The following is a 24,610-nucleotide window of genomic DNA, read 5'->3' as shown; positions in this document are numbered from 1 at the left end:
AAAACGAAAACGGGTCGATCATGCCAAACGGCGCCGGGAAAAACAGTTCTGAATCAACGGTTTAGTACTCGTCTGATTAGCTGGAAAGTCTAGTTCGGACTTGAACGATACATCGCGCACGGACGACGTAGGGCGCGCACGCCGAATCGCGATCGCGGGATCGGGGGAACGCGGCCGTGCAGATGGCATGCAAACGGCAGCGCGTGCGGCGGTTGGGCGAGCGGTAATAGCGCTGCTTTGCGAGTCTCGTGATCGCGCCGATGGAGGCAATAGCGTGCGGAAAGGTGGCGCGCGGGATAGGGAAGACGGAACGCGAATCGCGCGTGGCATGACCGGCAGACGGCGCTTGGCCGGTTTGCGTGCGGCGCGGCGAATCGCAATCCGCCGGCGCCGGCACGCAGTCCAGGGCTCTCTCAGGTTCTCTGCCGGAAACGTTCCGTTACGGCATCGCCCCACGGTGGGTGGCGGTGTCGATCGTCGTCGTGCGCAAACATGACGCGACAAACAATCGTGACGTGGTGCGCAATAATAATCGAGATAGAGCATATGTCAAGGCGACCGCTCATCCTAAGCTTGCATGACGCGTCACTTTTGCTATGCTCTCCGTCGCCAACTACCGGAAACCTCACCACGATGTCCAACAGCGAGCAGGCCAACGTCGATCTGATCACCGCGAACAAGGTGCGCGATCTGCTGAACCGGAACGGCATCGCGCCGCGCAGCCACAACACGACGATCGCGAACGTGCTCGGCCTGAGCTTCTCGGTCGTCACGCGCAAGATGAAGGGGCTGATTCCTTGGAACCTGTCGCAACTGCAGGACATCGCGACGCACTTCGGCGTGCCGCCCGCGACCCTGCTCGACGACAAGGGCGCGCAGCCCGCCGACGCCGAGATGATCGACGCGACGCTCGTGATCGAATCGCGGCGTTTTCGCTGCCGCGCCGCGATCTCGACGAAGGCGAGCAGCCAGATCGACACCGAATTCGTCGCGCTGCAGTGGCAGGGCGAATGGATCGTCACCGAACGCCGGCACGCGCGCGAAGGCCGCACGCATGCCGTCGAGCTGATCGAGCTGCGTTCGAGCCGGCCGAACGCGTATGCCGCGCGGATCGCCGTCGTCGACGATTCGCCGGACGTCGCCGAAACGGTATGCGAGTATTTCATCGAAAAGGGCGTGCACGCGATTCCGTATCATGACGGCCACGCGTTCCGCGAAGCGCTCGCGATCGAGGACTTCGACGGCTACATCCTCGACTGGATGCTCGGCGACGAAACGGCCGCCGATCTGGTGCGCGGGATCCGCGCGAGCGAGAACGGCGATGCGCCGATCTTCCTGCTGACCGGCAAGATTTCGACCGGCGAAGCGAGCGAGGACGAAATCGCGCACATCGTGTCGCATTACAACGCGCGCTGCGAGGAAAAGCCGGTGCGCCTGCCGATCCTGTTCGCCGAGGTGGCGCGCGAACTGAAGATCGTGCCGCCCGTCGCGCCGGCCGGGACCTGAGCGCCGCGCATCGTCGCCACCCCAACGAGACCAACCACATGCAAGCTACGACTCTCTGGCTCAAGCGCGTGCTCACCGTGTATCTGCTCGGCCTCGCCGCCGCATGCTGGGCCGCGCCGTTCACGTTCACCGTCGACGGCAAGATCGCGAAGAGCAACCAGTCCGGCCGGCACGCGTACGTGTTTTCCGAGGCGGCGCTGATGGCGCTGCCCCAGCATACGATCCGCACCTCGACGAGCTGGACGCCGGTCTCGACGTTCACGGGCCCGCGGCTCTCCGACGTGCTGAAGGCGGTCGGCGCGCACGGCGAGCAGATCGAATTCCGCTGCATCGACGAATACACGTTCACGATTCCCGCATCCGACGCCGATCGTTACGGCGTGATCCTCGCGCGGACGATGAACGGCAAGGTGCTCAGCAACGACAACTACGGGCCGCTGTGGATCATGTATCCGCGCGACCAGTTTCCGGACGAGCTGAAGACGCCGCTCGGCGAAGCGAAATTCGCGTGGCAGGTCGTCGGGCTGACGGTGAAATGACACGCCGCCGATGGCGTAACCGGAAAGTCATCCTCGTTCTCGGCTCCGTCTGGCTGCTGGGGTTCGCTGCGTGGGCGTTCCTGCTGTGGGACCTGCTCGCGACGTCGGTCAACGAAGGCGTGCTCGAAGGGCCGCGCGAGGGCGTGTTCTGGACGGCCGCGCAATACCGCAACGTCTATACGCGCTTCAACCGCCAGCTGATTCTCTACGCAACGCATCAGGACGACGACTTCGACAAGCTGCAGATGCAGCTCGACAGCCTCTCCGTGTCGTTCGGCTTTCTCGAGCGGCCGTCCGAAGTGTCCGAATACTGGCTGCGCATCCCGAGCGCGCGCGACGAGATCGCGACGCTCGGCGCCTTCATGGCGCAGCTGAAGCGCGACGTGCCGAAGCTGCGCGACGCGCCGCAGCAAGCACCGCGCGTGCTGGCCGACGTCGACGCATACTGGCCGCGCGTCAACGGTCTCGCGAACGACTTCCGCGCGATCGAGATGGCACAGCGCGACTTCACGTTCCATCAGCTGCGTGCGAAGCAGCGGACGATCCTGCTGCTCGGCGGTGTGCTCGGCGTGCTGCTGTGCGCGCTGTTCGCGCTGCTGTTCTACACGATGCGCACGCGCGATGCGCTGCTCGACCGGCAGAATGCGGCACTCGACGCCGAGCGGCAAGCCTCCGATCGCGCGTTCGAGATGATCGAGGCGAAAAACGCGTTTCTCGGCATGGTCAGCCACGAACTGCGCACGCCGCTGCAGGCGATCTGCGGGTCGATCGAGATCCTCCTCGCGCGCCCGCAGTCCGACGCGAACCTGAAGACGATCCGGCGGCTGCAGAACTCGGCGGCGTCGCTCGAAGCGCTCGTCAAGGATCTGACCGACTACATCAAGCTGCGCTCGACGAAACGGCTCGCCGACGCGGAAACGGTCCGCATCGCGTCGCTGCTCGCCGACGTGCTCGATCCGCTGCGCCCGAAAATCGACGCGAAAGGGCTCGCGCTCTCGTCGCACGTCGCACCGACCGATCTCGCCGTGCGCTCCGACCGGAAGCTGCTGCGGCAGGTGCTCGCGAATCTCGTCGAGAACGCGGTCAAGTACACGCACCGCGGCTCGATCGCCGTGTCGATCACGCGCGCCGACGCGCCGGCCGGCCCGCAGCTGAGGATCGCGGTGCGCGACACCGGCGTCGGCATCGCGAAGGCGCATCTGTCGAAGATCTTCGAGCCGTTCTATCGCGCGAACGATGCGGTCGGGCTCAGCGTCGACGGCATCGGGATGGGGCTCGCCGTCGTGCGCGAAATCGTCACGACGCTGCGCGGGCGCGTCGACGTGCACAGCGTCGCGGGCCAGGGCAGCGAGTTCGTCGTGACGGTGCCGGTCGACGTGCCGGACGCGGTAGAGAGCGCACACGAAGCGCCGGCCGGTGCGGCGCCGGCCGCGCTGCGCGACACGCGCGCGCTGATCGTCGACGACAACGACAACGCGCGCGAAACGCTCGGCGCGATGCTCACGACGCTTGGCATCGCCGCCGATCTGTGCGGCACCGGCCGCGAAGGCCTCGCGCGCGCGGCCGAGATCGCGTACGACGTCGTGATACTCGATCTGGAGCTGCCCGACATCAGCGGTGTCGACGTTGCGCGCCGGCTGCGCTCGACGCGTGCGCCCGGCGCGCAGCGTCCGGCGATCCTCGGCGTCACGGCGTACGAGTCGCTGGCGCTCGGCGAGAACCGGCAGGCCTTCGACGAATACGTCCCGAAGCCCGTGCATCTGCGCGAACTCGGCGCGGCGATCGAACGGCTGCTCGGCTGACGCCGCCGCGCGCGTCCATCGCACGCCGCCCGCCGCCGACGCGCGCCCGCGTGCGGCTCACTCGCCGATCAGATGCAGCACGACGTCGCGCCGATGCGCGGCGCGGCGATGCTCGAACAGATAGATGCCCTGCCAGGTGCCGAGCACCATCCGTCCGTTCTCGACCGGGATCGACAGCTGCACCTGCGTGAGCGCGGTGCGCAGATGCGCCGGCATGTCGTCCGCGCCTTCGGTGTCGTGCTCGTAGCGCGTCGCGTGCTCGGGCGCGAGCGTCTCGAAGTAGCGCTCGAGATCGCGCTGCACCGACGGATCGGCATTCTCCTGGATCAGCAGCGACGCGGACGTGTGCCGGCAGAAGACGGTCAGCAGCCCGGTGCGGATCGTCTGCTGATCGACGAACGCGCGCACGCGCGCGGTGAACTCGACGAGGCCGCGGCCTCGCGTATCGACGCCGACGTGCTGGATGGCCTGTTGCATGGCTTGTCGTCCCGTACGGATCAGGCGAGCGCCGCGAAGCCTTCGGCTTCGATCTGCCGCGCGTCGATCGGGCGCACGACGCGCGCGACTTCGACGCCGTCGCGCAGAAACACGAGCGTCGGCCACAGCTTCACGCCGAACGAACGGCCGAGCGGCCGGCCGGGGCCGTCCTCGATCTTCAGATGGCGGACCTCGGGATGCGCCGCAAGCGACGCGACGATCGACGGCTGCGCGCCCGCGCAGATCCCGCACCAGTTGGCGCCGAATTCGATCACGGTGGCGCCGGTCAGCGCTTCGACTTCCGCGCGCGTCGGCGCGTTGGAGGTATAGCGTTGCGGAGTGAGCATCGGGTTCCTCGTCAGCAATTCTCGAACCTGGTCGCGCCGCCGGATACCGGGCTGCGCGACCTGCGATTTCCTACTGTAGCGGAAAAGCCCCGCCGATGCCGGCGCCCCGCCGGCCGGATGACACGGCAAGATCCGGAGCGCCGTGCGGCCGCCGCGCGCGCAGCATGCAGGCTGATCGTCGAAAGGAATCCGCCCATGCATGCGCCGCATCGCGTCACCGAACCGAACATCCTGTACTTCGGCACGCCCGTCGTGCTGATCAGCACGCTGAACGCCGACGGCACGGCCAATCTCGCGCCGATGTCGTCCGCGTTCTGGCTCGGCTGGCGCGGCGTGCTCGGACTCGCGAACAGCTCGCAGACCGCGCAGAATCTGCTGCGCACGCGCGAATGCGTACTGAATCTGGCGTCGCCCGCGCAGGCGCATGCGGTCGATCGGATCGCGCGCACGACCGGCACGTACCCCGTGCCGGAATCGAAGCACGCGAAGGGCTACGTGTACGAAGCCGACAAGTTCGGCACGGCCGGACTGACCGAAACCGCATCGCACACCGTCGCGCCGCCGCGTGCGCTCGAATGTCCGGTTCATCTGGAAGCGGTCGTCGTCGCGACACACGGCATCGGCGACGACGCGCCCGATCTGCGCGGCCGCATTCGCGTGTTCGAAGTGCGCGTGCAGCGCGTGCACGTGCATCCCGATCTGCTGGTCGACGGGGAACCGGATCGCATCGATCCCGACAAATGGTCGCCGCTGATCATGAGCTTCCAGAAGTTCTACGGACTGGACGCGCAGCAGGTCCATCCGTCGCGGCTCGCCGACATTCCTGAACGCGCCTACCGCAGCCGCGACATCGATCGCGCACGCGACGCGCTGCACGCGGCCGACGCCGTGCACGACGGCAGCCTGCCGGGAGACCCGCGATGATGCGCCCGACCCGCGCGGCGTTGCGCGACGCTGCCGATGAGGCGCGGGCCGCGCGGCACCGGCTCGTGCTGCCGACGCTCTGCATCGCGGTGCTGATCGCGCAGATCGACACCGCGATCGTCAATCTCGCGACCGGTGCGATCGGCGCGACGTTCGGCGCACGCGTCGGCGCACTGCAATGGGTGATCGATGCGTACAACCTCGCGTATGCGGTGCTGCTGCTCACCGGCGGCCTGATCGGCGACCTCTACGGGCGGCGCCGCGCATTCGTCGCCGGTGCGGCGTTGCTGAGCGGCGCGTCGGTCGTCTGCGCGCTCGCGCCGACGCTCGGCGTGTTGATCGCCGGCCGCGCGCTCGCGGGCGCCGGGGCCGCGCTGCTGATTCCCGCGTCGCTCGCGATCGTGCGCGTGACCTGGCGCGATCCGGCCGAGCGCGCGCGGGCACTCGGCATCTGGGCGGCATGCGGCGGCATCGCGATGATCGTCGGGCCGACGCTCGGCGGCGTGCTGATTCGCGCGTTCGGCTGGCCGAGCATCTTCGCGATCGTGATTCCGTTCGGCGCCGCGGCCGTCGTGCTCGCGGCAGTCGCGGTGCGCGAGTCGGCCGATCCTCGGGGCCGCCGCTTCGACGTCGTCGCACAGGTGCTCGGCGCGCTCGCGATCGGCGGCATCGTCTTCGCGACGATCGACGCACGTCAAGCTCCGCCGCGCGCCGCACTCTTGATTGCGGCGAGCGGCGTCGCCGTCGCGCTGTTCGTGCGTGTCGAGCGGCGGCTCGGCACGACCGCGCTCGTGCCGCTCGACCTGCTCGCGAACCGTCCGTTTCGCGGCATGCTGATCGCGAACGGCGCGATGACGTTCGGCGGCTACGGGATGCTGTTCGTGCTGCCGCTCGCATGGCAGAGCCACCGTGTGCTCGATGCGGCCGGTGCCGGCGTGGCGCTGCTGCCGATGTCGGTGCCGTTCGCGCTCGTGTCGTTCGGCTCCGGCGCCGTCGCGGCGCGCGTCGGTGCACGCACGGCCGGCGCAGGCGGCGTCGCGCTGATGGGGCTCGGGCTCGCGGTCATCGGCATCGGCGCGGCGGGCTCGACCGACGCGCACGCGCCGACGCTCGCGTGGGCCGCTTGCGGGCTCGTGCTGACCGGCACGGGGCTCGGGCTCGCGGTCGGATCGCTGGCCGCGACGGCCGTCGGCACGGTCGACGCCGAGCGCGCCGGCACGGCCGCCTCGCTGATGAACGTCATGCGGATGATCGGCGCGGTGCTCGGCGTCGCCGTGCTCGGCGCGCTGTACGACGCGTTCGGCGGCGGCGCAGCCGCCCTGCGGATCGCGATGGGCGCCGGCAGCATCGTGCAGCTCGGCTGCGCGGCGCTCGCGTGGCGCACGTCCGGCCGCGGCCGCGCGCCCGCGCGCGCGTCGCGTGCGATCGGATAAGATACGGCCCGCGTTGCCCCTCATGAACCGACGGAGTGTTTCAGTGATTCAACCGACCGCAGTCTTCAAGGACAATCTCGCGCAATTGCCGGCCATCGACGGCATCGCACGCATCGATCTCGTCGCCGCGAACGGCGACGTGGTGGCCAGCATCGAGAACCAGCCGGGCAAGCAGGGCTCGCTCGCCGTGTACCACTACCTGAAGCAGACGTTCGGCACGCTCGACGCGAAAGCGGCCGAGCACGGGCTCGCGGTATTCGCCGAACATACGGCCGACGCGCGCAATCGCCCGGGCGCGCATCCGAACGTCGATCGTCTGCTCGCAATCGTCGCGGGCGGCGAAGCGCTGCGCATCGACGTCGTCGCGAAGGGCTGAGCGACGCGGCGTCGCGGCACTGCGGCGGCCGGAACGCAGGAACGCGGCGCGTGCCGTGCGGAGCCGCGGGCCGCGCCACTCGCCACTCGCCACTCGCCACTCGCCACTCGCCACTCGCCACTCGCCACTCGCCACTCGCCGCGCGCCGCGCACCGATCGCCGCTTGCCGCGCACCGCCATCCCGATCAGCGATTCGCACCGAGCGCGACCCGCAGGCGCTCCATCAGCCGCGTGTAGTGCCGCAGCACGTCGGCCTTGTCTTCGACGTTGTCCGTCGCGAAACGCTCGGACCATCCGGGCTTCCAGTCGTACGTGCCGTGCACGCTGCGATCGCCGTCCGGCCCGTGGATCAGCGAACGGATGCGCGCATCGCGGCCCGCGCCCGTATGCATCTCGAACAGCGCGTGGATGTACGCGTGATACGCGTCGTACACGTCGTCGTCGAACAGATAGCGATACAGATGGAACGTGCGGTCGAGCTCGCGCTTCGCGCGGATCACGTCGTCGGGCGAGATGTCCTTCCAGTAGCCGATCCAGGTGTAGAAGCACAGCAGCGCGTTCAGTTGCGGCGCGACCACGTCGTACAGCGCAAGCCGCTTCTCGATCAGCTTCTGGTTGGTCCACTGCACGAGCTCGAGCCGCTTCAGCCGCCGCGCGACCAGCCAGCCGAGGCCGGCCACCGACAGCGGCGTCAGCACGCCGAGCACCAGCTTCACGATTTCCAGCGAATTCCACGGACTGTTGACGGGCTGCATGTTTCGCTCGACAGGAAAAGGCAGGGGCGTTTCGCTACCGGGCGGCGCCTGCGCGGCATCGGCGCGGCGGCGTCGCGTTGCATCAGTGTATCGGGCGTTCGTCGCACTTGCCGTGAACGCGCCGCGCGCCGCTACGTCGGCAGCGCCGAGGTCAGCTTGATCTTCTGCATCGGAATGTCGGTCTTCACGCTGAGCACGCCCGGAATGCGCGTCAGATACTCCATCTGAAAGCGACGGTAGTCGTCGATGTCGGCCGCGACGACGCGCAGCAGGAAGTCGCAGTCGCCCGCCATCAGATGACATTCGACGACTTCCGGCATCTGCTGGACCGCCTCCGCGAAGCGGTTCACCGTCTCCGCGTCCTGCCCCTTCAGCCACACGCGCGTGAAGATCGTCAGCCCCTTGCCGACCTTCGCCGGGTTCAGCACGGCCACGTATTTCTCGATCACGCCCGCTTCCTCGAGCAGCCGCACGCGCCGCAGGCACGGCGACGGCGACAGCCCGACCTCCTGCGCGAGTTCGACGTTCTGGATGCGGCCGTCGCGCTGCAGCGCGGTCAGGATCCGCCGGTCGATTGCGTCAAGCTTCATTGGCACCCGATTCCAAAAAATTTGCGTATTGCAGGTTCGATGCCAAATTCTGCGAAAAACATGGCGACAACGCAACCCGATTCGAGTCAAAAAAGCAGACAATCCCTCCCCCGAAGGAGGAGTAATGAGCAGTAGCGTTTCAACGTCGTCCGGGCTGCGCGAGCGGCCCGCCCATGTCGCCGAGATGGGCCGCGGCTTGCGCGCGGCGCTGCCCGTCATGCTGGGTTTCGTGCCGTTCGCGCTCGTGCTGGGCGCGCAGGCCGCGCAAAAAGGGCTGAGCCTGTTCGAGGTGCCGATGATGACGGGCCTGAACTTCGGCGGCGGCTCCGAATTCGCGGCGATCCATCTGTGGACGTCGCCGCCGCACATCGCGCTGATCGTCGCGATGTCGTTTCTCGTCAATTCGCGTCACATCCTGATGGGCGCCGCGTTCGCGCCGTATATCCGGCGCCTGCCGCGCCGCCGCGCGTTCGCCGCGCTGTTCTTCATGTGCGACGAGAGCTGGGCGATGTCGCTCGCCGATACGCGCTCGCGCGCCGACACGCACATCAGCGTCCCGTATTACGCGGGGATCTGCGCCGGGCTCTACCTGACATGGATCTCGATGACGACGCTCGGCGCGGCCGTCGGACCGACGATCGGCAACGTCGAACAGTACGGCTTCGACATGGCGTTCACGGCCGTGTTTCTCGTGCTGCTGCGCGGGATGTGGAAGGGTCTGCGCGCGAGCCGCCCGTGGTTCGTGAGCCTCGTCGTCGCGGCGGCCACGCATCTGGCCGTGCCGGGTGCCTGGTACGTCGCGGCGGGCGCCTGCGCGGGGCTGATCGCCGCGCTGTGGTGGGAGCCGCGCGATGCCTGATTTCAGCACCGTCGCAACGATCGTGCTGATGGCGTCGACGACTTACCTCTCGCGCATCCTCGGCTACGTGATGCTGCGCAACCGCCCGCTGAGCCCGCGAATGGCCGCCGTCATGGAGAACGTGCCGGGCTGCGTGCTGATCTCGGTGATCGCACCCGCCTTCGTGTCGACGCGTCCGGCCGACCTGCTCGCGCTCGGCATCACGATCGTCGCGGCCACGCGCCTGTCGATCCTCCCGACCGTCGCGATCGGCGTCGTGTCGGCCGGCGTGCTGCGACACCTGCTCGGCTAGCGAACGCAGGCCCGCCGCGGCCGGTCATCGGTCCAGCGGTCCACCGGTCCACCGGTCCATTCGACGACGGGCGCGCAAGCGCCCGTTTTCACATCGGCGAGATCGCGCCGAATGCGCGCCGAGACGCGCGCGCCCCGGCGCGCAACGAGGCGCTGCGTGTTGCCGCACGCCGGACCTGCGCGCGCTGCGTCATACTCTTCGGCAATCCGTCGCTTCGCCGCGCGCGCGGCGCGCGGCCCCGGCCGGCCGCCCGCGCACGCGGCGACGATATCCGCAGCCCCATCTCCACGAGGAACGTTCCGATGCAAGAAACCCGCCCGCTGTTCGATCGCGTCCTGCTCACCAACGACGACGGATTCGACGCCCCCGGTCTCGCCGTGCTCGAACGCGTCGCCGCGCAGCTCGCGCGCGAAGTGTGGATCGTCGCGCCGGCCGAGGACCAGAGCGGCACGTCGCACTCGCTGAGCCTGCACGAGCCGCTGCGCGTGCATCGCAAAGACGAACGCCGCTTCGCGGTGCGCGGCACGCCCGGCGACTGCGTCGCGATCGCCGTCAGCCATCTGATGAAGGACGCGCGGCCCGACGCGGTGCTGTCGGGCGTCAATCGCGGCGCGAATCTCGGCACCGAGACCGTGTTCTCGGGCACGGTCGGCGCCGCGATGACGAGCATGCTGCTCGGCGTACCGGCCATCGCACTGAGCCAGGCCTTCACCGATCGGCACGCGGTGCCGTGGGACACCGCGCTTGCGCATGCGCCCGACGTCATCCGCCGGCTCGTCGCGGCCGGCTGGGACAGCGACGTGTGCCTGAACGTGAACTTCCCCGCGCGACCCGCGCAGGACGTGCGCGGCCTGAAGGCGACGAATCAGGGCGCCGGCACGCTGCAGGGCGTCGAAATCGTGTCGGGGCGCGATCCGCGCGACATCGAGTATCACTGGCTGAAACTCGCGCGCGCCCCGCGCGACGACGCCGCCGATTCGGAAACGGTCGCGCTCGGCGAAGGCTTCATTTCCGTCACGCCGCTGAAGTTCGAACGCACGCATGATCACGCGCTCGCGCGGCTGCGCTCGAGCATCGGCTGAGTCGCCGGCCGGGCGAGGGTGAGGGCGAGGGCTCACCGACCGTAGCGAGACGCAGCCGGCGATCCTGGCCGCAGCAGACAGCGCTACGCCCCCGATCAGCGGACCGGCAGCCAGCGGCGCCCCGCTACGTCAGATTCAATCCGCCGTCGAGCATGACGATCTCGCCCGTCACGTAGTCGGACGCGACGAGCATCGCGACCGTCTGCGCGACGTCGTCCGGCGTCGCCGCGCGGCGCATCGGCGCACGCTCGCGCCAGAGCTGCTGCGCGTCGGTCCAGTCGGCCGTCAGCGGCGTATCGACGAGCCCGGGCGCAACCGCATTGACGCGGATCGCCGGCGCCAGTGTGCGCGCGAGCAGGCGCGTCGTGTGATTGAGCGCCGCCTTCGCGGCCGCATACGGAATCGACGCGCCCTTCGGCCGCACACCGGCGTGCGAACTGACGTTCACGACGCAGCCGGCACGGCCGTGCGACGCCGCTTCGAGCAGCGCGGGCTGCGCTTCGGCGACGAGCCGAAACGGCGCGATCGCGTTGATCTCGTACAGCTCGCGCCACACGTCGGACGTCGCGGCTGCCAGATCGTCGTGCGCGATCGTGCGGCTGATGCCCGCGTTATTGACGAGCACGTCGAGGCGGCCGTGCACCGCGAGCGCATCGCGGATCAGCCTCACGCGTTCGGCATCGTCGGCGAGATCGGCCTGCACGTATGCCGCGCCGAGTTCGCTCGCCATCGCGCGCCCCGTCTCGACCGACCGCCGCGAATGCAGGATCACCGCGTAACCGTCCGCGGCGAGGCGCCGTGCAATCGCCGCGCCGATCCCCGACGTCGATCCGGTGACGAGCGCAACCGGCCGATGCACGCGCGACGCGCGCGGCTCGATGGCGGTTTCGACTTCGGCGTCGACTTCGGCTTCGAGTTCGGTGTCGGGGATCGGGGCGTGCGTCGGCGGGTGGGGCGTGTCCATGGCGAAACCCTGCGGATGGCGATTCCGCATCATAAGCGCGACGCGCACCGCCGCGCGAATCCTGCGCGCGATCGCGGCAGCGCGCGCATCGCACATCGTGCGGCCGCCGCCATCGCGCGAGCGCGTTACGGCTGTGTCGGCAAGTCGACGAAGTCTTCGAGCGGCCCGGCGACATACAGCCGCTTGCCGACCCGCGGGTATTCGCATACGTCGTGCTCGAGCCGCTGCCCGACGACGATCAGTTCGAGCGGCGTATCGCCGGTGTTCTGCAGCGTATGCGCTTCGCCGCCGCGCGCGAAGCCGAGAAAATCGCCCGGTCCGACCGCTTCGCGGCGCTCGCCGATCGTCACGGTGCCGTTGCCGGACAGCACGTAGACGCACTCTTCCTCGTACAGATGCCGGTGATATTCGGCGGACTCGTGGCCCGGCATCAACGTGATCAGATGAAAGCCGAGCTGTGTGATGCCGGTCAGATCGCCGAGCGCCTTGCGCAGCCGTACGGCATTGGGATTGAGCGGATGAACCGCGCGTGTCGGTTCCATCTTCGCGATGTCGGCAGCCTTCAGCAGCTCCCGCGGGGGTGTCGTCGACATGGGGATCTCGCAAGCGTCGGGAATGCAGCGGTTGAACGAACCGGCCGGCATGGCGCCGGCCGGCCGACGATTGTCCGCCATTTTCTCGTGCGCGTCGCGACCTCCCGTTCGCCACCGCCGCCGGCGGCATGCGGCCGCGTGCTAGCGCGCGCAGTCGACGAGCAGGTTCGCGAGCACCGACGCGCCTTGCGCGAGATGGACGGGATCTGCGTCCTCGGCCTCGTTGTGGCTGAGGCCGGCCTTGCACGGGACGAACACCATCGCGCTCGGTGCGACGTACGACAGGTTCACCGCATCGTGCCCGGCGCCGCTGAACATCTCGAGATACGGATAGCCGGCCGCGATCGTTGCCTGCCGCACACGTTCGATGCATGCCGCGTCGAACGCGATCGGGTCGTACTCGGCGATGCGCTGCACGTCCACGTGCGTGCCGCGCAGCGCGGTGCGCTCCGTGCAGATCGCGCCGATATCGGCGACGAGCCGCTGCAACGCCGAGCGCGACGGATGACGCACGTCGACGCTGAAGCGCACCTGCCCCGGTATCGTGCTCGGCGAGTTCGGCTGGCACGCGAGATGGCCGACCGTCACGCGCGCATCGGCGTCGAAGCCGTGCCCGTGCTCGACGATCGCGGCGATCATCGCGGCCGCGACGCCCATCGCGTCCTTGCGCACGCTCATCGGCGTCGTGCCGGCATGCGACTCGAAACCGGTCACCGTGACGTCGAGTTCGACGATGCCCTGCACGCCGGTCACGACGCCGATCGGCACGCCCGCGTTCTCGAGCACGGGCCCCTGCTCGATATGCGCTTCGAAGTACGCCTTCGGCATCTGCCGCTCGCGCACAGGACCCGCGAAGCCCGTGCGTTCGAGCTCGTCGTCGAGCCGCACGCCGCTGTGCATGCAGGGCCGCGCGAGCGCGTCGTCGAGGTCCAGCTTGCCCGCATAGACGGCCGAACCCATCATGCCGGGCGTGAAGCGCGAACCCTCTTCGTTCGTCCATGCGACGACGTCGATCGGATGCCGCGTCGCGATGCTGTGCTCGTTCAGCGTGCGAATCGCCTCGAGGCCCGCGAGCACGCCATAGACGCCGTCGAAGCGGCCGCCGAGCGGCTGCGTGTCGAGATGGCTGCCGCACATCACGGCCGGCGCATCCGGCTCCGTGCCGGGCCGCCGCGCGAACAGGTTGCCGATCGGATCGATGCGGATCTCGCAGCCGGCCGCCTCGCACCATGCGATGAAGCGGCGCCGGCCGCGCACCTCGTCGTCGCTCAGCGCGAGCCGGCAGCTGCCGCCGCGCGCGGTCGCGCCGATCGTCGCCATCTCCATCAGCGAATCCCACAGTCGTTGCCGGTTGACGCGCATCATCGCCGTCGCTCCTGAAAAGCCCCGAGCATATACACTCGGTCCGATAAGGAAAATCCAAGATTTTCTTGCAGACGATAACTTCTTCTTGTCACTCCGATGAAGCTCAAGCAGCTCAGTGCATTCCTCGCCGTCGCCGAGCACCGCACGATCCGCGGCGCCGCCCGCGCGCTCGGCGTCACGCAGCCGGCCGTCAGCGGCATCGTGCGCGAGCTCGAAGGCGAGCTCGGCGTGCCGCTCGTGATGCGCAGCGTCAAGGGCGTCGCCTTGACCGATTACGGCAGCGCGTTCGCGATCCGCGCGCGGCGCATCGTCGAGGAGATCCAGCGCACGCGCGACGAAATCGAGCAGTTGCGGCTCGGCACGACCGGCTCGGTGTCGATCGCGGTCAGCCCGACCGTCGCGCTGACGATCCTGCCGCACGCCTTCGATGCGTTCACGCGCGCGCTGCCCGGCGCGGCGGTCAATATCGACGACGCGCTGACGGCGACCGACTTCGCGCGACTGCGCGACGGCTCGCTCGATTTCATCGTCACGCATCAGCTGTCGGACGCGCTGCCGGACGCCGACGAATTCGCGCGCATTCCGCTGTTCCGCACTGCGTTCGTCGTGGTCGCCCGCAGCCGGCATCGGCTGGCCCGCGCGCGTTCGCTGCGCGAGCTCGGCGACGCGCGCTGGTGCGTGCCGCGCTATGGGGACGGCGGCGACGATCTGATCCGGTCGATCTTCGTTCCGCGCGGGATCGAGATGCCGAAGCGGATCGTGCAGTGCCCGTCGTTCGCGGCGACGCTCGGGCTCGTGTCGCGGACGGACGCACTCGGCGTCTTCGCGCGGCCGCTCGCGGACGTCGAGCGCGGCTCGCGCCGGCTCGTCGTGCTCGATCTCGTCGAGCCGCTGCCGGCGCTGACGGTCGCGATCGTGATGCGGCGGCACGCGCTGCTGACGCCGGCCGCGCTGAGGTTGATCGACTGTTTGAAGGCGGCGGCGGATGTGTTCAGGGGTGGCGCAGACGGAGACAGCGACGGCGCGTGATACACGTCGGCGCACGGACACGGGGGCAGACGCGTCGCGCGGCATGGCGTGCAACGCACGGGCCGGACAGTCGGTCTGCAGATCGGCTTCGGCCGGCGACGGCGGCGCAATCGATGGGCCCGCACCCACGCACCGTTGGCCGGGCCGAAATCCTGCGCGCGGATCGCCTTCGCGGTGTTGCGGGACTCGCTCTAACGGGCGATGACGCGCGCAAGATTCAGCAAGGCAAGCGCGATAACCCAGCGCCCGTCACGCTCGCTCGGCGACGCTGCGGCGACCTGATCGTCAGGCTGCGCGATGGCCTCTTTATCAACCCAAGTGCGCCCTGACGCCCGACGGAACGCGTAGCGCTGTTCCCGCTCACACGTACGTTCATTGTTGATGAAAGCGCGACACACGACGATATCGTTTCTCGAATATATCGCGTCATTCCAATTGAAATGTGTTTATTGATTTGGATCGTTTCTGTTTTCGATTTTCTGAATGACTTCCATTCCCGGCCAAATATTTTCTTATTTATTTTTTGCCATTCTGATTTAACCGTGTTTCAAAAGGCAAACGTTTGCGCAACACGGTGAAACATCTCATTCATCGATCTCCAGGAGGAAAGCATGGCCGACTCTCAAACGTCCTCGAATCGTGGCGGCGAATTCTCGATCCCGCCGAACACCGATTTCCGCGCGATTTTCTTCGCGAATGCGGCCGAACAGCAGCACATCAAGCTGTTCATCGGCGACAGCAACGAACCGGCCGCGTATTACAAGCTCACCACGCGCGACGGCCCGCGCGAGGCCACGCTGAATTCGGGCAACGGCAAGCTGCGCTTCGAGGTGACGGTCAACGGAAAGGCATCGGCCACCGACGCGCGGCTCGCGCCGATCACCGGCAAGAAATCGGACGGCTCGCCGTACACGGTCAACTTCGGGATCGTCGTGTCGGAGGACGGCCACGACAGCGACTACAACGACGGCATCGTCGTGCTGCAGTGGCCGATCGGCTGACGAGCCGGCCGCCGGCATCGCCGTCGCGACCGGGCCGAGCGTAGCGAAGCCGGATTCCACGCAACTTCTCCTGCATCCTGCGCACGTGCGCGCACCCGGCGCAGCAATCGTGCATGTGACATCCGCATGCACACCGACATTCCATCGAGACCATCAAGACGAGAACGACATGCAACAACCGTTTACCCATGACGATCTTTACGCGCTACTGCAACTCGCCGGCAACGATGCCAAGGCCGTGCAAGCGAACGGCGACCAGGCGGTGCTCGACCGGATGCGCCAGTTCATGACCGCGCAGCTCGTCGAGAAGCTGCCGCAGTACGACGTGTTCGTCGACATCGCGACCGTTCCGTACAGCTTCGACGTCGGCAGCTGGCAGAACAAGGTGAAGACCGACGCGGCCGGACAGGTGGTCGCATGCACAGTCACGTGGGCCGGCGCGCCCGGCGTGCTGCCGGGCGCAGCGGCGAAGTTCGGCGTCGGCGCGGTGGTCAACTATTTCTCGAAAGCGACGCCGCAGCCGCAACCCGCGCAGCCGGATACCGCGACCGCCGGCGGCGGCGAACGCGACGGCGTGTTCAATCTGCCGCCGAACATCGCATTCGGCGTGACCGCGCTGGTCAACTCGTCCGCACAGCAGACGATCGAGGTCTTCGTCGACGACGACCCGAAGCCAGCCGCGACATTCCAGGGCGCCGGCACGCATAACACGAACCTGAACACGCAGATCGTGAACTCGGGCAACGGCAAGGTGCGCGTGGTGGTCACGGTGAACGGCAAGCCGTCGAAGATCGGCTCGCGCCAGGTCGACATCTTCAAGAAGGCGTACTTCGGACTGGTCGCTTCGGAAGACGGCACGGACGGCGACTACAACGACGGGATCGCGATCCTGAACTGGCCACTCGGTTGAACGGGCAGTCGCCGCGGCGGACACGCGCCCGCCGGCAGGCTCCGGTCCCGTCCGAGAGGCGTGCGGCGATCTCCTCGAAAGCGCGATCGCCGCGCGCCGGCTCAGATGCGGACGGGCGACGATGGCCGGCGGCGCGGCTATTTTTCCCCGCATCGGCGCGGGCGCATGCGCTGCTGCGCGCATCGCTTGCCGGCGTCTGCCGACGCTGCCTCATGCGAGCGTCGAGCGCCCGCCCGTGAGCGACGGGCCCGGCATCACCACGTCCATCGCACGCCCGCATGCCTGATGATCGTGCGCCGGTGCTCGCCGCCGAGGTTCGTCAGGTAGCTGACCGCCGCATACATACTGCCGCGCTTCGTCCACTGCGCGACAAGCCCGGCACCGATCTGCGCGGCGGTCTGCCCGGCCTGCGAGCCGATCGCCGTCGAGCCGCGGAACGTCGTCCTATCGTCACTGCCGAACGCGCAGCACATTCGCACCGCGATAAGCGAATGCCGAATCCAGCGCCGAACTTCCCCGTCTTTTCGACGAATTGAATCGAATCGCGGCGTGTTAGGTTCAGTTCCGGCTACCCAGCCTGTTCAAACAATCCCAATCACAAGACCAGAAGACCAAACGATGAAAACCCTTTTCCGTCATGCCGCGCTGGCATGGATAACGATCGGCTTCCTGTCGGGCTGCGCAAGCAGCGTGACGCGCGACGCGAGCAGCTCGGCCACGGCGCCCGTCACCGCGTCGACGGCGCACTTCGGTACGAAACCCGTGATCGTGAACGTCACGCTCGACGACACCGCGCGGGAAGAACTCAAAGACAACCTGAAGTTCGACGCGAAAAAGCTGCAGGAGAAGCTCGAAACCGCCCTGGACGCACGCAAGCTGCTCGCCAAAGCCGATTCGCCCGATGCGATGCACCTGAACGTCGAAGTCACCGGCATTCGCGTGCGGTCGAGCTTTTCCGCGGTCATGTTCGGCTTCATGGCCGGCAACGATCATGTGAACGGCACCGTGACGCTCGCCGATGCCGACAATCGTCCGGTCGACCGCTTCAAGGTGTCGGCATCGTACGCGCTCGGCGGCATCGCCGGCATCGACAGCATGCGCATGGACTGGCTGTACGAGAAATTCACCGAGCAGACGCTCGCCACGCTCGATCCGGCCACCGCTGCGCAGCAGGCCGCCGCTGCAACGGGCAAGTCGAAGCTGTAATACCGGACGTCCGGCGGATCGCGTCATCGCGGCCCGCCGGGCGCCTCCGAGGCTGCCGGCTCGTCGCTCCACGCACTTCGCCGGGTCGTCGCTGCGCGCGATGCCCTTCTCCGAGGCAACAGCCTGAACGGCAGCAGCGGATCCGCGCGATCGTGCCGAACGACGGCACGAAGCGGAAAGCCCGCCATCCGCGACGGTTCGTCGGCCCCCGGCCGCGCGCGACGATCGTCCCCGCCCGCTCGTGAGGCACCGTTCCCCCGCTACCGCCCCCGGCATCCGCTAGAATTGCGGGCACGTGCGACACCGTCGCCACCCGATCCACCCTCTGCATCGACGCGGTCCGCGCGACCGCCGGTGCGGCCCGCGCCCGAGCCGCGCGAGTGCCGCGCTTCGCTGCCACGCCCGCCCGGGCGCCCTCAACCGAATTCAGCTGGAGAAAGACCGTGTTTACCTGCCGAAACCAGAGCTGCGGCACGCAGTGGGAGACGTCCGACGTCGTGATCAAGGACGAAGGCCAGGGCCTGCTGTTCCGCTGCCCGCTGTGCGGCGCCCGCAACTATGTCGAGCGCTTCGAAGACGACGAAGGCAATGTCGTCTACGAGCAAATGGAAGGCCGCCCCTACCTCGGAGACCTGTCTTGACCCAACCGACCGCCACGCCGTTCAGCGCGCTGCCGCTGACGCCCGCCATGCTGGCCAATCTCGAGCAGCTCGGCTATGTCGACATGACGCCGATCCAGGCTGCGAGCCTGCCGATCGCGCTGGCCGGCCACGACCTGATCGCGCAGGCGAAAACCGGCAGCGGCAAGACCGCCGCATTCTCGCTCGCGCTGCTGTCGCGCCTCGATGCCCGCCGTTTCGACGTGCAGGCGATGATCCTGTGCCCGACGCGCGAACTCGCGGACCAGGTCGCGCAGGAGGTGCGCCGCCTCGCACGCGCAGAGGAAAACGTGAAGGTGCTGACGCTCTGCGGCGGCACGCCGATGCGTCCGCAGGCGCAAAGCCTCGAGCACGGCGCGCATATCGTGGTCGGCACGCCCGGCCGCATCATGGATCACCTCGATCGCGGCAATCTGCACCTCGATGCGCTGAACACGCTCGTGCTCGACGAAGCGGACCGTATGCTCGACATGGGCTTCTTCGACGACATCGCCAAGGTCGCGCGCCAATGTCCGCCGACGCGGCAGACGCTGCTGTTCTCGGCAACCTACCCGGAAGGCATCGCGAAACTGAGCCAGCAGTTCCTGCGCAATCCGAAGGAAGTGAAGCTCGAAGAGCGCCACGACGACAGCAAGATCCGTCAGCGCTTTTACGAAGTGACCGAAACCGAGCGGCTGCATGCGGTCGGCATGTTGCTGAACCATTACCGGCCGGTCAGCACGATCGCGTTCTGCAATACCAAGCAGCAATGCCGCGACCTGATCGACGTGCTGCACGCACAGGGCTTCCACGCGCTTGCGCTGCACGGCGAGCTCGAACAGCGCGAACGCGACCAGGTACTCATCCAGTTCGCGAACCGCAGCTGCTCGGTGCTCGTCGCGACCGACGTCGCCGCGCGCGGGCTCGACATCGCGCAGCTCGAAGCGGTGATCAACGTCGACGTGACGCCCGACCCCGAAGTGCACGTGCACCGGATCGGCCGCACGGGCCGCGCCGATCAGGCAGGCTGGGCGCTGAGCCTCGCGAGCATGGACGAGATGGGCCGCGTCGGCGCGATCGAGCAGGCGCAGAAGCGCGACGTCGAATGGCGGCCGCTGTCCGAGCTGACGCCCGCCAGCGACGCGCCGCTGCTGCCGCCGATGGAGACGCTGCAGATTCTCGGCGGACGCAAGGACAAGATCCGTCCCGGCGACGTGCTCGGCGCGCTGACCGGCGATGCGGGATTCGACGGCAAGCAGATCGGCAAGATCAACGTGACCGAGTTCTCGACCTACGTCGCAGTCGAGCGCGGTATCGCCCATGACGCGCTGCGCAAGCTCAATGCGGGGAAGATCAAGGGCAAGCGCGTGAAAGTCAGACTGATGGACGAGTAAGCGCCGCGCCGCCCGCGCGGCCGGCGCTCACGCGAGCGCCGGATAGCCGTGCACGGCCGCGTCCTGCGCGAAGCGCTGGATCACGTCGTAATCGCCCGGCGACAACCGTTCGAAACCGCGCAGCCGCAATGCACGCGCCCGCGCGGCATCGGCCTTCACCGCACTCGCGAGCGCGTCGCGCAACGCGTCGGCCTGCGCTTCGCCGAGCGCGCGCGACGCGATGAACGGCAACCCCGGCGCGGATGCCGTCATGTCGATCACGCGCACGTCGTTCAACAGCGCCGGCAGCGCATCGCGCACATAGGCGAACGTCACGCAGTCGATCGCCGCGCAATCGGCTTCGCCGGCGCCGAGCGCACGCAGCACGTTCAGATGCGAACCGAACGACGTGACCGAACCGAAGAACCGGCCGTCGTGCGCATGCGGTGCCACCGCGTGTCGGAACGCGTTCATCCCGCTGTGCGAATCCGCTCCGTTGCACGCCGCACGCAGGCCGCGACACGCGGCGAGCGTCGTCACGCCGCCGGCATGTACGCGCGCCGACACGACGAGCACGCTGCGATACTCGGCGCCGCTGCAGCCGTCGGCGTCGAAAGCGGGCGTCGCGATCAGTTGCACCGCGTCGCGCAGCCCGAGCATCCGATAGGGAAACCCGCAAGTCTGCGACAGCAGCAGATCGCCGCGCCGCCATAGCGCGAGCAGATCGCCGAACGGTTCGTGCAGCACGCGGACGTCGGCCGGGCCACCGGCCTTCGCGAAGGCGTCGAGCGCATCGCGCAGCAATGCAAGCCACAGCGCAGCGTGGTGTGGCGTCACGTTATACATCGGCAGTGCGGCGGTCCATTGGCTCATGCGGGCATTCTACGCACACCGATACGTCGCGAGACTACGTGCGATCCCGAATTTCGATGCACGGGGTGCATTTGCAGGTGCATCCCGCGCGCGGAGCGCGGCCGCGGTGCGAAGCTTTGCGCGCTTGCCGCGATAAGCAAATGCAAATCGATTGGTTGGCCACGCAACGTTCGCCGCGTTACGTTCGGAACCTTGCGGACGCGCGCTCGCGCACCACGGCGGTGCACGACGACGTTGTCCCGTTCCGTCCTTCCGATGATTTCGTTCGGCCGCCCGGGCCGCGCCATCGCGCGCAGCCGGCTTCGCGGCCGCTGCGCTTCAGCACCATGGCCGAATATTTCGACGTCGACCACGCGCGCGCGATTGCCGCGCTCCGCACACGTTTCACTGCCCGCACGGAATGGCCGACCTGGCTGCTGATCGTGGCCGTCTACGGCGGCTGGCTCGCGGTGCTGCTCGCCGTGCGCGCGCACGCGCTGTCGCTCGCGGCCGCGACGCCGCCGCTGATCCTGCTCGGCGCATGGCATCTGTCGCTGCAGCACGAACTGCTGCACGGCCATCCGACGCGTTCGATCCATGTGAACAAACTGCTCGGCTATCCGCCGCTCACGGTCTGGTATCCGTATACGGTCTATCGCGAGACGCATCTGCGTCATCATCGCGACGACGATCTCACCGTGCCGGGCATCGACCCCGAAACGAACTACGTGTCGCGCGCGTGCTGGGCGCGGTTGCCGCGCTGGCGCCGCGTGCTGTCGAGCGCACGCAATACGTTCGTCGGCAGGCTGCTGGTCGGGCCGCCGACGAGCGTCGCGGCGATGCTGGGCGACGCGTGCGCCGCGTTTCGGCGCGGCGAATGGCGCGATCTGCCGATGTGGGCGACCCACGTCGCATGCGTCGCGGCACTTCTCGTCTGGCTCGACCGCACGGTCGGCGTGCCGTGGTGGTACTACCTGGTTGCGGTCACGTGGCCCGCGCAGTCGCTCGCGATGATCCGCTCGCTCTACGAGCATCGCGCCGCGCGCCATCCGAAGGCGCGCATCGCGATCAACGAGGCCGGTTTCGCGATGCGGCTGCTGTACCTGAACAACAACTACCATCTCGTCCATCACGATCTGCCGGCGCTGCCGTGGTACGACCTGCCGCGCGCCTACCGGATGCGGCGCGACGCGTACCGGCAAAAGTGTGACGGATTCGTGATCCGCCGCGGCTATGCCGAACTGTTGCTGCGCCACGCGTGGCGGCCGACCGATGCGCCGGTCCATCCGTTCGATCAGGGCACGGCGTCGCTGTCGACGGGCAGTGGCGCCCGAATCGCGGCCGTCGACGGGTATCTGCAGATCAGCACGTAAGCGCAGTCGGGAATTGTCAATTTCGGCGGCAGCGCCCAGAATGACGGCACCTCGTCGCACCCGCCACGATCGGTCCGATCGCCTTCCACGCGCCGAGCCGCCATTCCCCGACGACAATGCAACCGAATACCCCGACCAGCGCGCCGCGCGCGATCGGCCAGGACTGGTCCGTTTCCGCCGTGACCGCCGGCTTTCTCGCGGTACTGATCTCGTACGCGGGCCCGCTCGCGATCTTCTTTCAGGCGGCGCAGGCCGCACATGCGTCCGACGCGATGGTCACGTCGTGGGTATGGGCGATCTCGATCGGCGCAGGTGTGTCGGGGCTGTTCGCGAGCTGGAAGCTGAAAGTACCGGTCGTCACCGCGTGGTCGGCGCCCGGCACGGCGCTGCTCGTCGGGCTGTTTCCGCAGCTGACGCTGAATCAGGCGGTCGGCGCGTACATCACGGCCGCGCTGATCATCCTGCTGATCGGCATCAGCGGCTACTTCGACCGGCTCGTGCGCCACATCCCGCGCGGCATCGCGTGCGGCATGATGGCCGGCATCCTGCTGCCGTTCGGCATGCACGCGTTCGCGGCGGCCTCCGCGCAGCCGGTGCTCGCGTTCGGGATGATCGCCGCGTACGTGATCTTCAAGCGGCTGCTGCCGCGCTACAGCATCGTGCTCGTGCTGCTGACGGGCGCCGCGCTCGCGATGCTGCTCGGGATGACGCATCCTACGCTCGGGTCGCCGAGCATCGCGCGGCCCGTGTTCATCGCGCCCGAATGGACGCTCGGCACGACGCTGAGCCTCGCGCTGCCGCTCGTCGTCGTCAGCCTGACGGGCCAGTTCCTGCCGGGGATGACGATCCTGCGCGTGTCCGGCTATCGGACGCCCGCTCGCCCGATCATCACCGCGACGAGCATCATGTCGCTCGTCGTCGCGTGCTTCGGCGGCATCACGATCGTCGTCGCGGCGATCACGGCCGCACTGTGCACCGGCAAGGACGCGCACGAGGATCCGGACCGCCGCTACGTCGCCGGCATCGCGAACGGCGTGATCTATCTGATCGCCGGGATTTTCGCGGGCTCGATCGTCGCGGTGTTCTTCGCGCTGCCGAAGGCGTTCGTCGCGATTCTCGCCGGGCTTGCGCTGATCGGCGCGATCGGCGCGAACGTGCACGGCATCTTCGAGGACGAAAGCCATCGCGAGGCATCGCTGATCACGTTTCTCGCGACGGCGTCAGGGATGACGTGGCTCGGGCTCGGCTCCGCGTTCTGGGGGATCGTGATCGGCTCGCTGTCGTATGCGGTGCTGAACCGCATGCGCCGATAGGCCCGCGCCGCCGCATCGATACGGGCGGCACGGGTTGCCTTACGTGCGCGCTGCCTGCGCTCGCGCATGCATATGCAGCAGCGCCGCGAGCGCATCGGCCGGCATCGTCGTGCCGAAGCGCCGCTCCGAACCGCGTTCGACGTCGATCCGGCCCGCGTTGTGCACGTCGTATAAATCGACGATCAGTTCCGCATGACGCGCGCTGAGCCCCGCGCGCAACAGCGTCGGCGTCCAAGCGTCGCGCGGTAGCGGATGCGCGGCGATGTCGCGTGCGGCCGCCGCGCCGAGCGCCGCCGCAATGTCACGCACACTGACACGGCACGGCCCTTCGACGCTGACGATGCGCAGCGTGCTCGCCGGCGCGTCGGGTTCGGTCAGCAATTGCGCGGCGATCTCGCCGACGTCCGGTGCCCAGACCGCCGGAAACATGCGATCGACCGGATGATGCAGGCTCGGCAGCGCGCCGGTCGCGAGCGCCACCGGCAGCATGCGCGCCCAGTTCTGCAGATGCTCGGCCGAGCGCAGCAGCGTCAGTTGCGTCGGAACCGTTTTCAGTCGCGCCTCGAAATCGCGGAACACGCGCGTGATGCCGGTGTTGCCCTCGAGTTCCGCACCATAGTCGGACAGTGCCAGCAGCACGTCGGGCGGATGCGCGCCGAGCGCCTCCACGGCGACCTCGATCGTGCGCGCCATCGTCGCGGCCGGATCGGCGTCGCGCGTCGGCACCGGACACAGCATCTGCACCGCATGCGCACCGTCGAGCGCGGCGGCCACCGCGCGCGGATCGGCGAGATCCGCGATCGCGACATCGCAGCCGAGTTGCGCGAAGCGCTCGCGGTCGCGCGAATCGCGCAGCACCGCACGCACCGGATGGCCGGCCGCCCGCAGCGCCGTTACCGTCGCCTGGCCGACATGGCCCGATGCACCGAAGATCACGAACATGTTTCGCTCCTGTCGTGAGAAGATGCGGCGATTGTCGGGCCGCGCGGCGCGCGTGGCGCGCATGAACGG

At 68.2% G+C, this 24,610-nt stretch carries 27 protein-coding genes; 17 read left to right on the top strand and 10 right to left on the bottom strand.

The window, feature by feature from the left end:
• Window positions 1-633: 633 nt before the first annotated feature.
• From NP80_RS03935 to atsR, 3 genes are read left to right on the top strand one after another with little or no spacing between them, the layout of a single operon-like run.
• A complete protein-coding gene (locus tag NP80_RS03935) occupies window positions 634-1,506 on the top strand; it encodes a response regulator (RefSeq protein ID WP_006409578.1) in 873 nt (290 codons plus the stop codon).
• Between the two features lie 38 nt (window positions 1,507-1,544).
• Window positions 1,545-2,045 (top strand): putative pterin-binding protein, encoded by a 501-nt coding sequence (locus tag NP80_RS03930; protein WP_006409575.1) that lies wholly within the window; start codon window positions 1,545-1,547, stop codon window positions 2,043-2,045.
• A complete protein-coding gene (atsR, locus tag NP80_RS03925) occupies window positions 2,042-3,847 on the top strand; it encodes a hybrid sensor histidine kinase/response regulator AtsR (RefSeq protein ID WP_035946334.1) in 1,806 nt (601 codons plus the stop codon). Before NP80_RS03930 ends, atsR begins: the two co-directional genes overlap by 4 nt.
• A 57-nt stretch (window positions 3,848-3,904) precedes the next feature.
• Here the strand turns inward: atsR and NP80_RS03920 are convergent, their stop codons facing one another.
• Together NP80_RS03920 and NP80_RS03915 are read right to left on the bottom strand one after the other, a co-directional pair.
• Window positions 3,905-4,324, bottom strand: coding sequence for a secondary thiamine-phosphate synthase enzyme YjbQ (locus NP80_RS03920; protein ID WP_006404493.1), 420 nt, complete (start codon window positions 4,322-4,324; stop codon window positions 3,905-3,907).
• 20 nt (window positions 4,325-4,344) lie between these two features.
• The gene (locus NP80_RS03915; protein WP_006397679.1) at window positions 4,345-4,671 is read right to left on the bottom strand and encodes a thioredoxin family protein; all 327 of its coding nucleotides are present in this window, start codon (window positions 4,669-4,671) and stop codon (window positions 4,345-4,347) included.
• 195 nt (window positions 4,672-4,866) lie between these two features.
• Here NP80_RS03915 and NP80_RS03910 point away from each other — a divergent pair, with 195 nt between their 5' ends.
• The 3 genes from NP80_RS03910 to NP80_RS03900 are packed head-to-tail and all read left to right on the top strand — an operon-like array spanning window position 4,867 to window position 7,404.
• The gene (locus NP80_RS03910; protein ID WP_006409576.1) at window positions 4,867-5,595 is read left to right on the top strand and encodes a flavin reductase family protein; all 729 of its coding nucleotides are present in this window, start codon (window positions 4,867-4,869) and stop codon (window positions 5,593-5,595) included.
• On the top strand, window positions 5,592-7,028 hold the full coding sequence (locus tag NP80_RS03905; RefSeq protein ID WP_045593087.1) for an MFS transporter: 1,437 nt from the start codon (window positions 5,592-5,594) through the stop codon (window positions 7,026-7,028). Before NP80_RS03910 ends, NP80_RS03905 begins: the two co-directional genes overlap by 4 nt.
• A gap of 43 nt (window positions 7,029-7,071) precedes the next feature.
• On the top strand, window positions 7,072-7,404 hold the full coding sequence (locus tag NP80_RS03900; RefSeq protein ID WP_006397676.1) for a DUF2322 family protein: 333 nt from the start codon (window positions 7,072-7,074) through the stop codon (window positions 7,402-7,404).
• A 185-nt stretch (window positions 7,405-7,589) separates the two neighbouring features.
• Here the strand turns inward: NP80_RS03900 and NP80_RS03895 are convergent, their stop codons facing one another.
• Together NP80_RS03895 and NP80_RS03890 are read right to left on the bottom strand one after the other, a co-directional pair.
• On the bottom strand, window positions 7,590-8,159 hold the full coding sequence (locus NP80_RS03895; protein ID WP_006397675.1) for a hypothetical protein: 570 nt from the start codon (window positions 8,157-8,159) through the stop codon (window positions 7,590-7,592).
• A 131-nt stretch (window positions 8,160-8,290) separates the two neighbouring features.
• Window positions 8,291-8,749 (bottom strand): Lrp/AsnC family transcriptional regulator, encoded by a 459-nt coding sequence (locus NP80_RS03890; protein WP_006409399.1) that lies wholly within the window; start codon window positions 8,747-8,749, stop codon window positions 8,291-8,293.
• A 124-nt stretch (window positions 8,750-8,873) separates the two neighbouring features.
• Between NP80_RS03890 and NP80_RS03885 the strand changes: the two genes are divergently transcribed.
• From NP80_RS03885 to surE, 3 genes are all read left to right on the top strand, one after another.
• Entirely contained in the window at window positions 8,874-9,608 is a 735-nt protein-coding gene (locus NP80_RS03885) for an AzlC family ABC transporter permease (protein WP_006397673.1), read from the top strand.
• On the top strand, window positions 9,601-9,900 hold the full coding sequence (locus tag NP80_RS03880) for an AzlD family protein (protein WP_006413322.1): 300 nt from the start codon (window positions 9,601-9,603) through the stop codon (window positions 9,898-9,900). Before NP80_RS03885 ends, NP80_RS03880 begins: the two co-directional genes overlap by 8 nt.
• Before the next feature lie 302 nt (window positions 9,901-10,202).
• Entirely contained in the window at window positions 10,203-10,982 is a 780-nt protein-coding gene (surE, locus tag NP80_RS03875) for a 5'/3'-nucleotidase SurE (protein ID WP_006409411.1), read from the top strand.
• Between the two features lie 124 nt (window positions 10,983-11,106).
• Here the strand turns inward: surE and NP80_RS03870 are convergent, their stop codons facing one another.
• From NP80_RS03870 to NP80_RS03860, 3 genes are all read right to left on the bottom strand, one after another.
• Window positions 11,107-11,946 (bottom strand): SDR family NAD(P)-dependent oxidoreductase, encoded by an 840-nt coding sequence (locus NP80_RS03870; RefSeq protein ID WP_035946188.1) that lies wholly within the window; start codon window positions 11,944-11,946, stop codon window positions 11,107-11,109.
• A 125-nt stretch (window positions 11,947-12,071) separates the two neighbouring features.
• Window positions 12,072-12,539, bottom strand: coding sequence for a cupin domain-containing protein (locus tag NP80_RS03865; RefSeq protein WP_035946191.1), 468 nt, complete (start codon window positions 12,537-12,539; stop codon window positions 12,072-12,074).
• Window positions 12,540-12,680: 141 nt separating this feature from the next.
• Window positions 12,681-13,904: a Zn-dependent hydrolase gene (locus tag NP80_RS03860; protein WP_006409406.1), complete on the bottom strand. Its 1,224-nt coding sequence runs from the start codon at window positions 13,902-13,904 to the stop codon at window positions 12,681-12,683.
• Between the two features lie 96 nt (window positions 13,905-14,000).
• Here NP80_RS03860 and NP80_RS03855 point away from each other — a divergent pair, with 96 nt between their 5' ends.
• The 3 genes from NP80_RS03855 (at window position 14,001) to NP80_RS03845 (ending at window position 16,844) form a co-directional block, all read left to right on the top strand.
• The gene (locus tag NP80_RS03855; protein ID WP_006409409.1) at window positions 14,001-14,933 is read left to right on the top strand and encodes a LysR family transcriptional regulator; all 933 of its coding nucleotides are present in this window, start codon (window positions 14,001-14,003) and stop codon (window positions 14,931-14,933) included.
• 611 nt (window positions 14,934-15,544) lie between these two features.
• Window positions 15,545-15,934, top strand: coding sequence for a fucose-binding lectin II (locus NP80_RS03850; RefSeq protein ID WP_006404505.1), 390 nt, complete (start codon window positions 15,545-15,547; stop codon window positions 15,932-15,934).
• Between the two features lie 169 nt (window positions 15,935-16,103).
• Window positions 16,104-16,844, top strand: coding sequence for a fucose-binding lectin II (locus NP80_RS03845; protein ID WP_035946182.1), 741 nt, complete (start codon window positions 16,104-16,106; stop codon window positions 16,842-16,844).
• A gap of 254 nt (window positions 16,845-17,098) precedes the next feature.
• On the opposite strand, the gene NP80_RS03840 is transcribed toward NP80_RS03845, so the two are convergent.
• Entirely contained in the window at window positions 17,099-17,317 is a 219-nt protein-coding gene (locus tag NP80_RS03840; RefSeq protein ID WP_006409394.1) for an autotransporter outer membrane beta-barrel domain-containing protein, read from the bottom strand.
• A 145-nt stretch (window positions 17,318-17,462) separates the two neighbouring features.
• Here NP80_RS03840 and NP80_RS03835 point away from each other — a divergent pair, with 145 nt between their 5' ends.
• The 3 genes from NP80_RS03835 to dbpA all read left to right on the top strand — a co-directional run bounded on the left by NP80_RS03835 (window position 17,463) and on the right by dbpA (window position 20,082).
• Window positions 17,463-18,050, top strand: a complete 588-nt coding sequence (locus tag NP80_RS03835) for a DUF4410 domain-containing protein (protein ID WP_006404509.1) — start codon at window positions 17,463-17,465, stop codon at window positions 18,048-18,050.
• A 443-nt stretch (window positions 18,051-18,493) separates the two neighbouring features.
• On the top strand, window positions 18,494-18,691 hold the full coding sequence (locus NP80_RS03830) for a hypothetical protein (protein WP_006397660.1): 198 nt from the start codon (window positions 18,494-18,496) through the stop codon (window positions 18,689-18,691).
• A complete protein-coding gene (dbpA, locus tag NP80_RS03825) occupies window positions 18,688-20,082 on the top strand; it encodes an ATP-dependent RNA helicase DbpA (protein WP_006409403.1) in 1,395 nt (464 codons plus the stop codon). The genes NP80_RS03830 and dbpA overlap by 4 nt, the downstream gene beginning before the upstream one ends.
• Before the next feature lie 27 nt (window positions 20,083-20,109).
• Here dbpA and NP80_RS03820 read toward each other — a convergent pair whose 3' ends face one another.
• Entirely contained in the window at window positions 20,110-20,934 is an 825-nt protein-coding gene (locus tag NP80_RS03820) for a phosphate/phosphite/phosphonate ABC transporter substrate-binding protein (protein ID WP_006409408.1), read from the bottom strand.
• A 326-nt stretch (window positions 20,935-21,260) separates the two neighbouring features.
• On the opposite strand from NP80_RS03820, the gene NP80_RS03815 reads away from it, so the two are divergent.
• Together NP80_RS03815 and NP80_RS03810 are read left to right on the top strand one after the other, a co-directional pair.
• Entirely contained in the window at window positions 21,261-22,286 is a 1,026-nt protein-coding gene (locus NP80_RS03815; RefSeq protein WP_006409396.1) for a fatty acid desaturase, read from the top strand.
• 116 nt (window positions 22,287-22,402) lie between these two features.
• Window positions 22,403-23,599, top strand: a complete 1,197-nt coding sequence (locus NP80_RS03810; protein WP_006409412.1) for a benzoate/H(+) symporter BenE family transporter — start codon at window positions 22,403-22,405, stop codon at window positions 23,597-23,599.
• A 39-nt stretch (window positions 23,600-23,638) separates the two neighbouring features.
• Here NP80_RS03810 and NP80_RS03805 read toward each other — a convergent pair whose 3' ends face one another.
• A complete protein-coding gene (locus NP80_RS03805) occupies window positions 23,639-24,541 on the bottom strand; it encodes an NmrA family NAD(P)-binding protein (protein WP_035946185.1) in 903 nt (300 codons plus the stop codon).
• Between the last annotated feature and the right edge of the window lie 69 nt (window positions 24,542-24,610).

The organism is Burkholderia multivorans ATCC BAA-247, from assembly GCF_000959525.1.
GTDB classification, from domain to species: Bacteria; Pseudomonadota; Gammaproteobacteria; order Burkholderiales; family Burkholderiaceae; genus Burkholderia; species Burkholderia multivorans.
The sequence above is the reverse complement of the archived record's forward strand: the minus strand, read 5'-3'. Positions and strand labels throughout refer to the sequence as shown.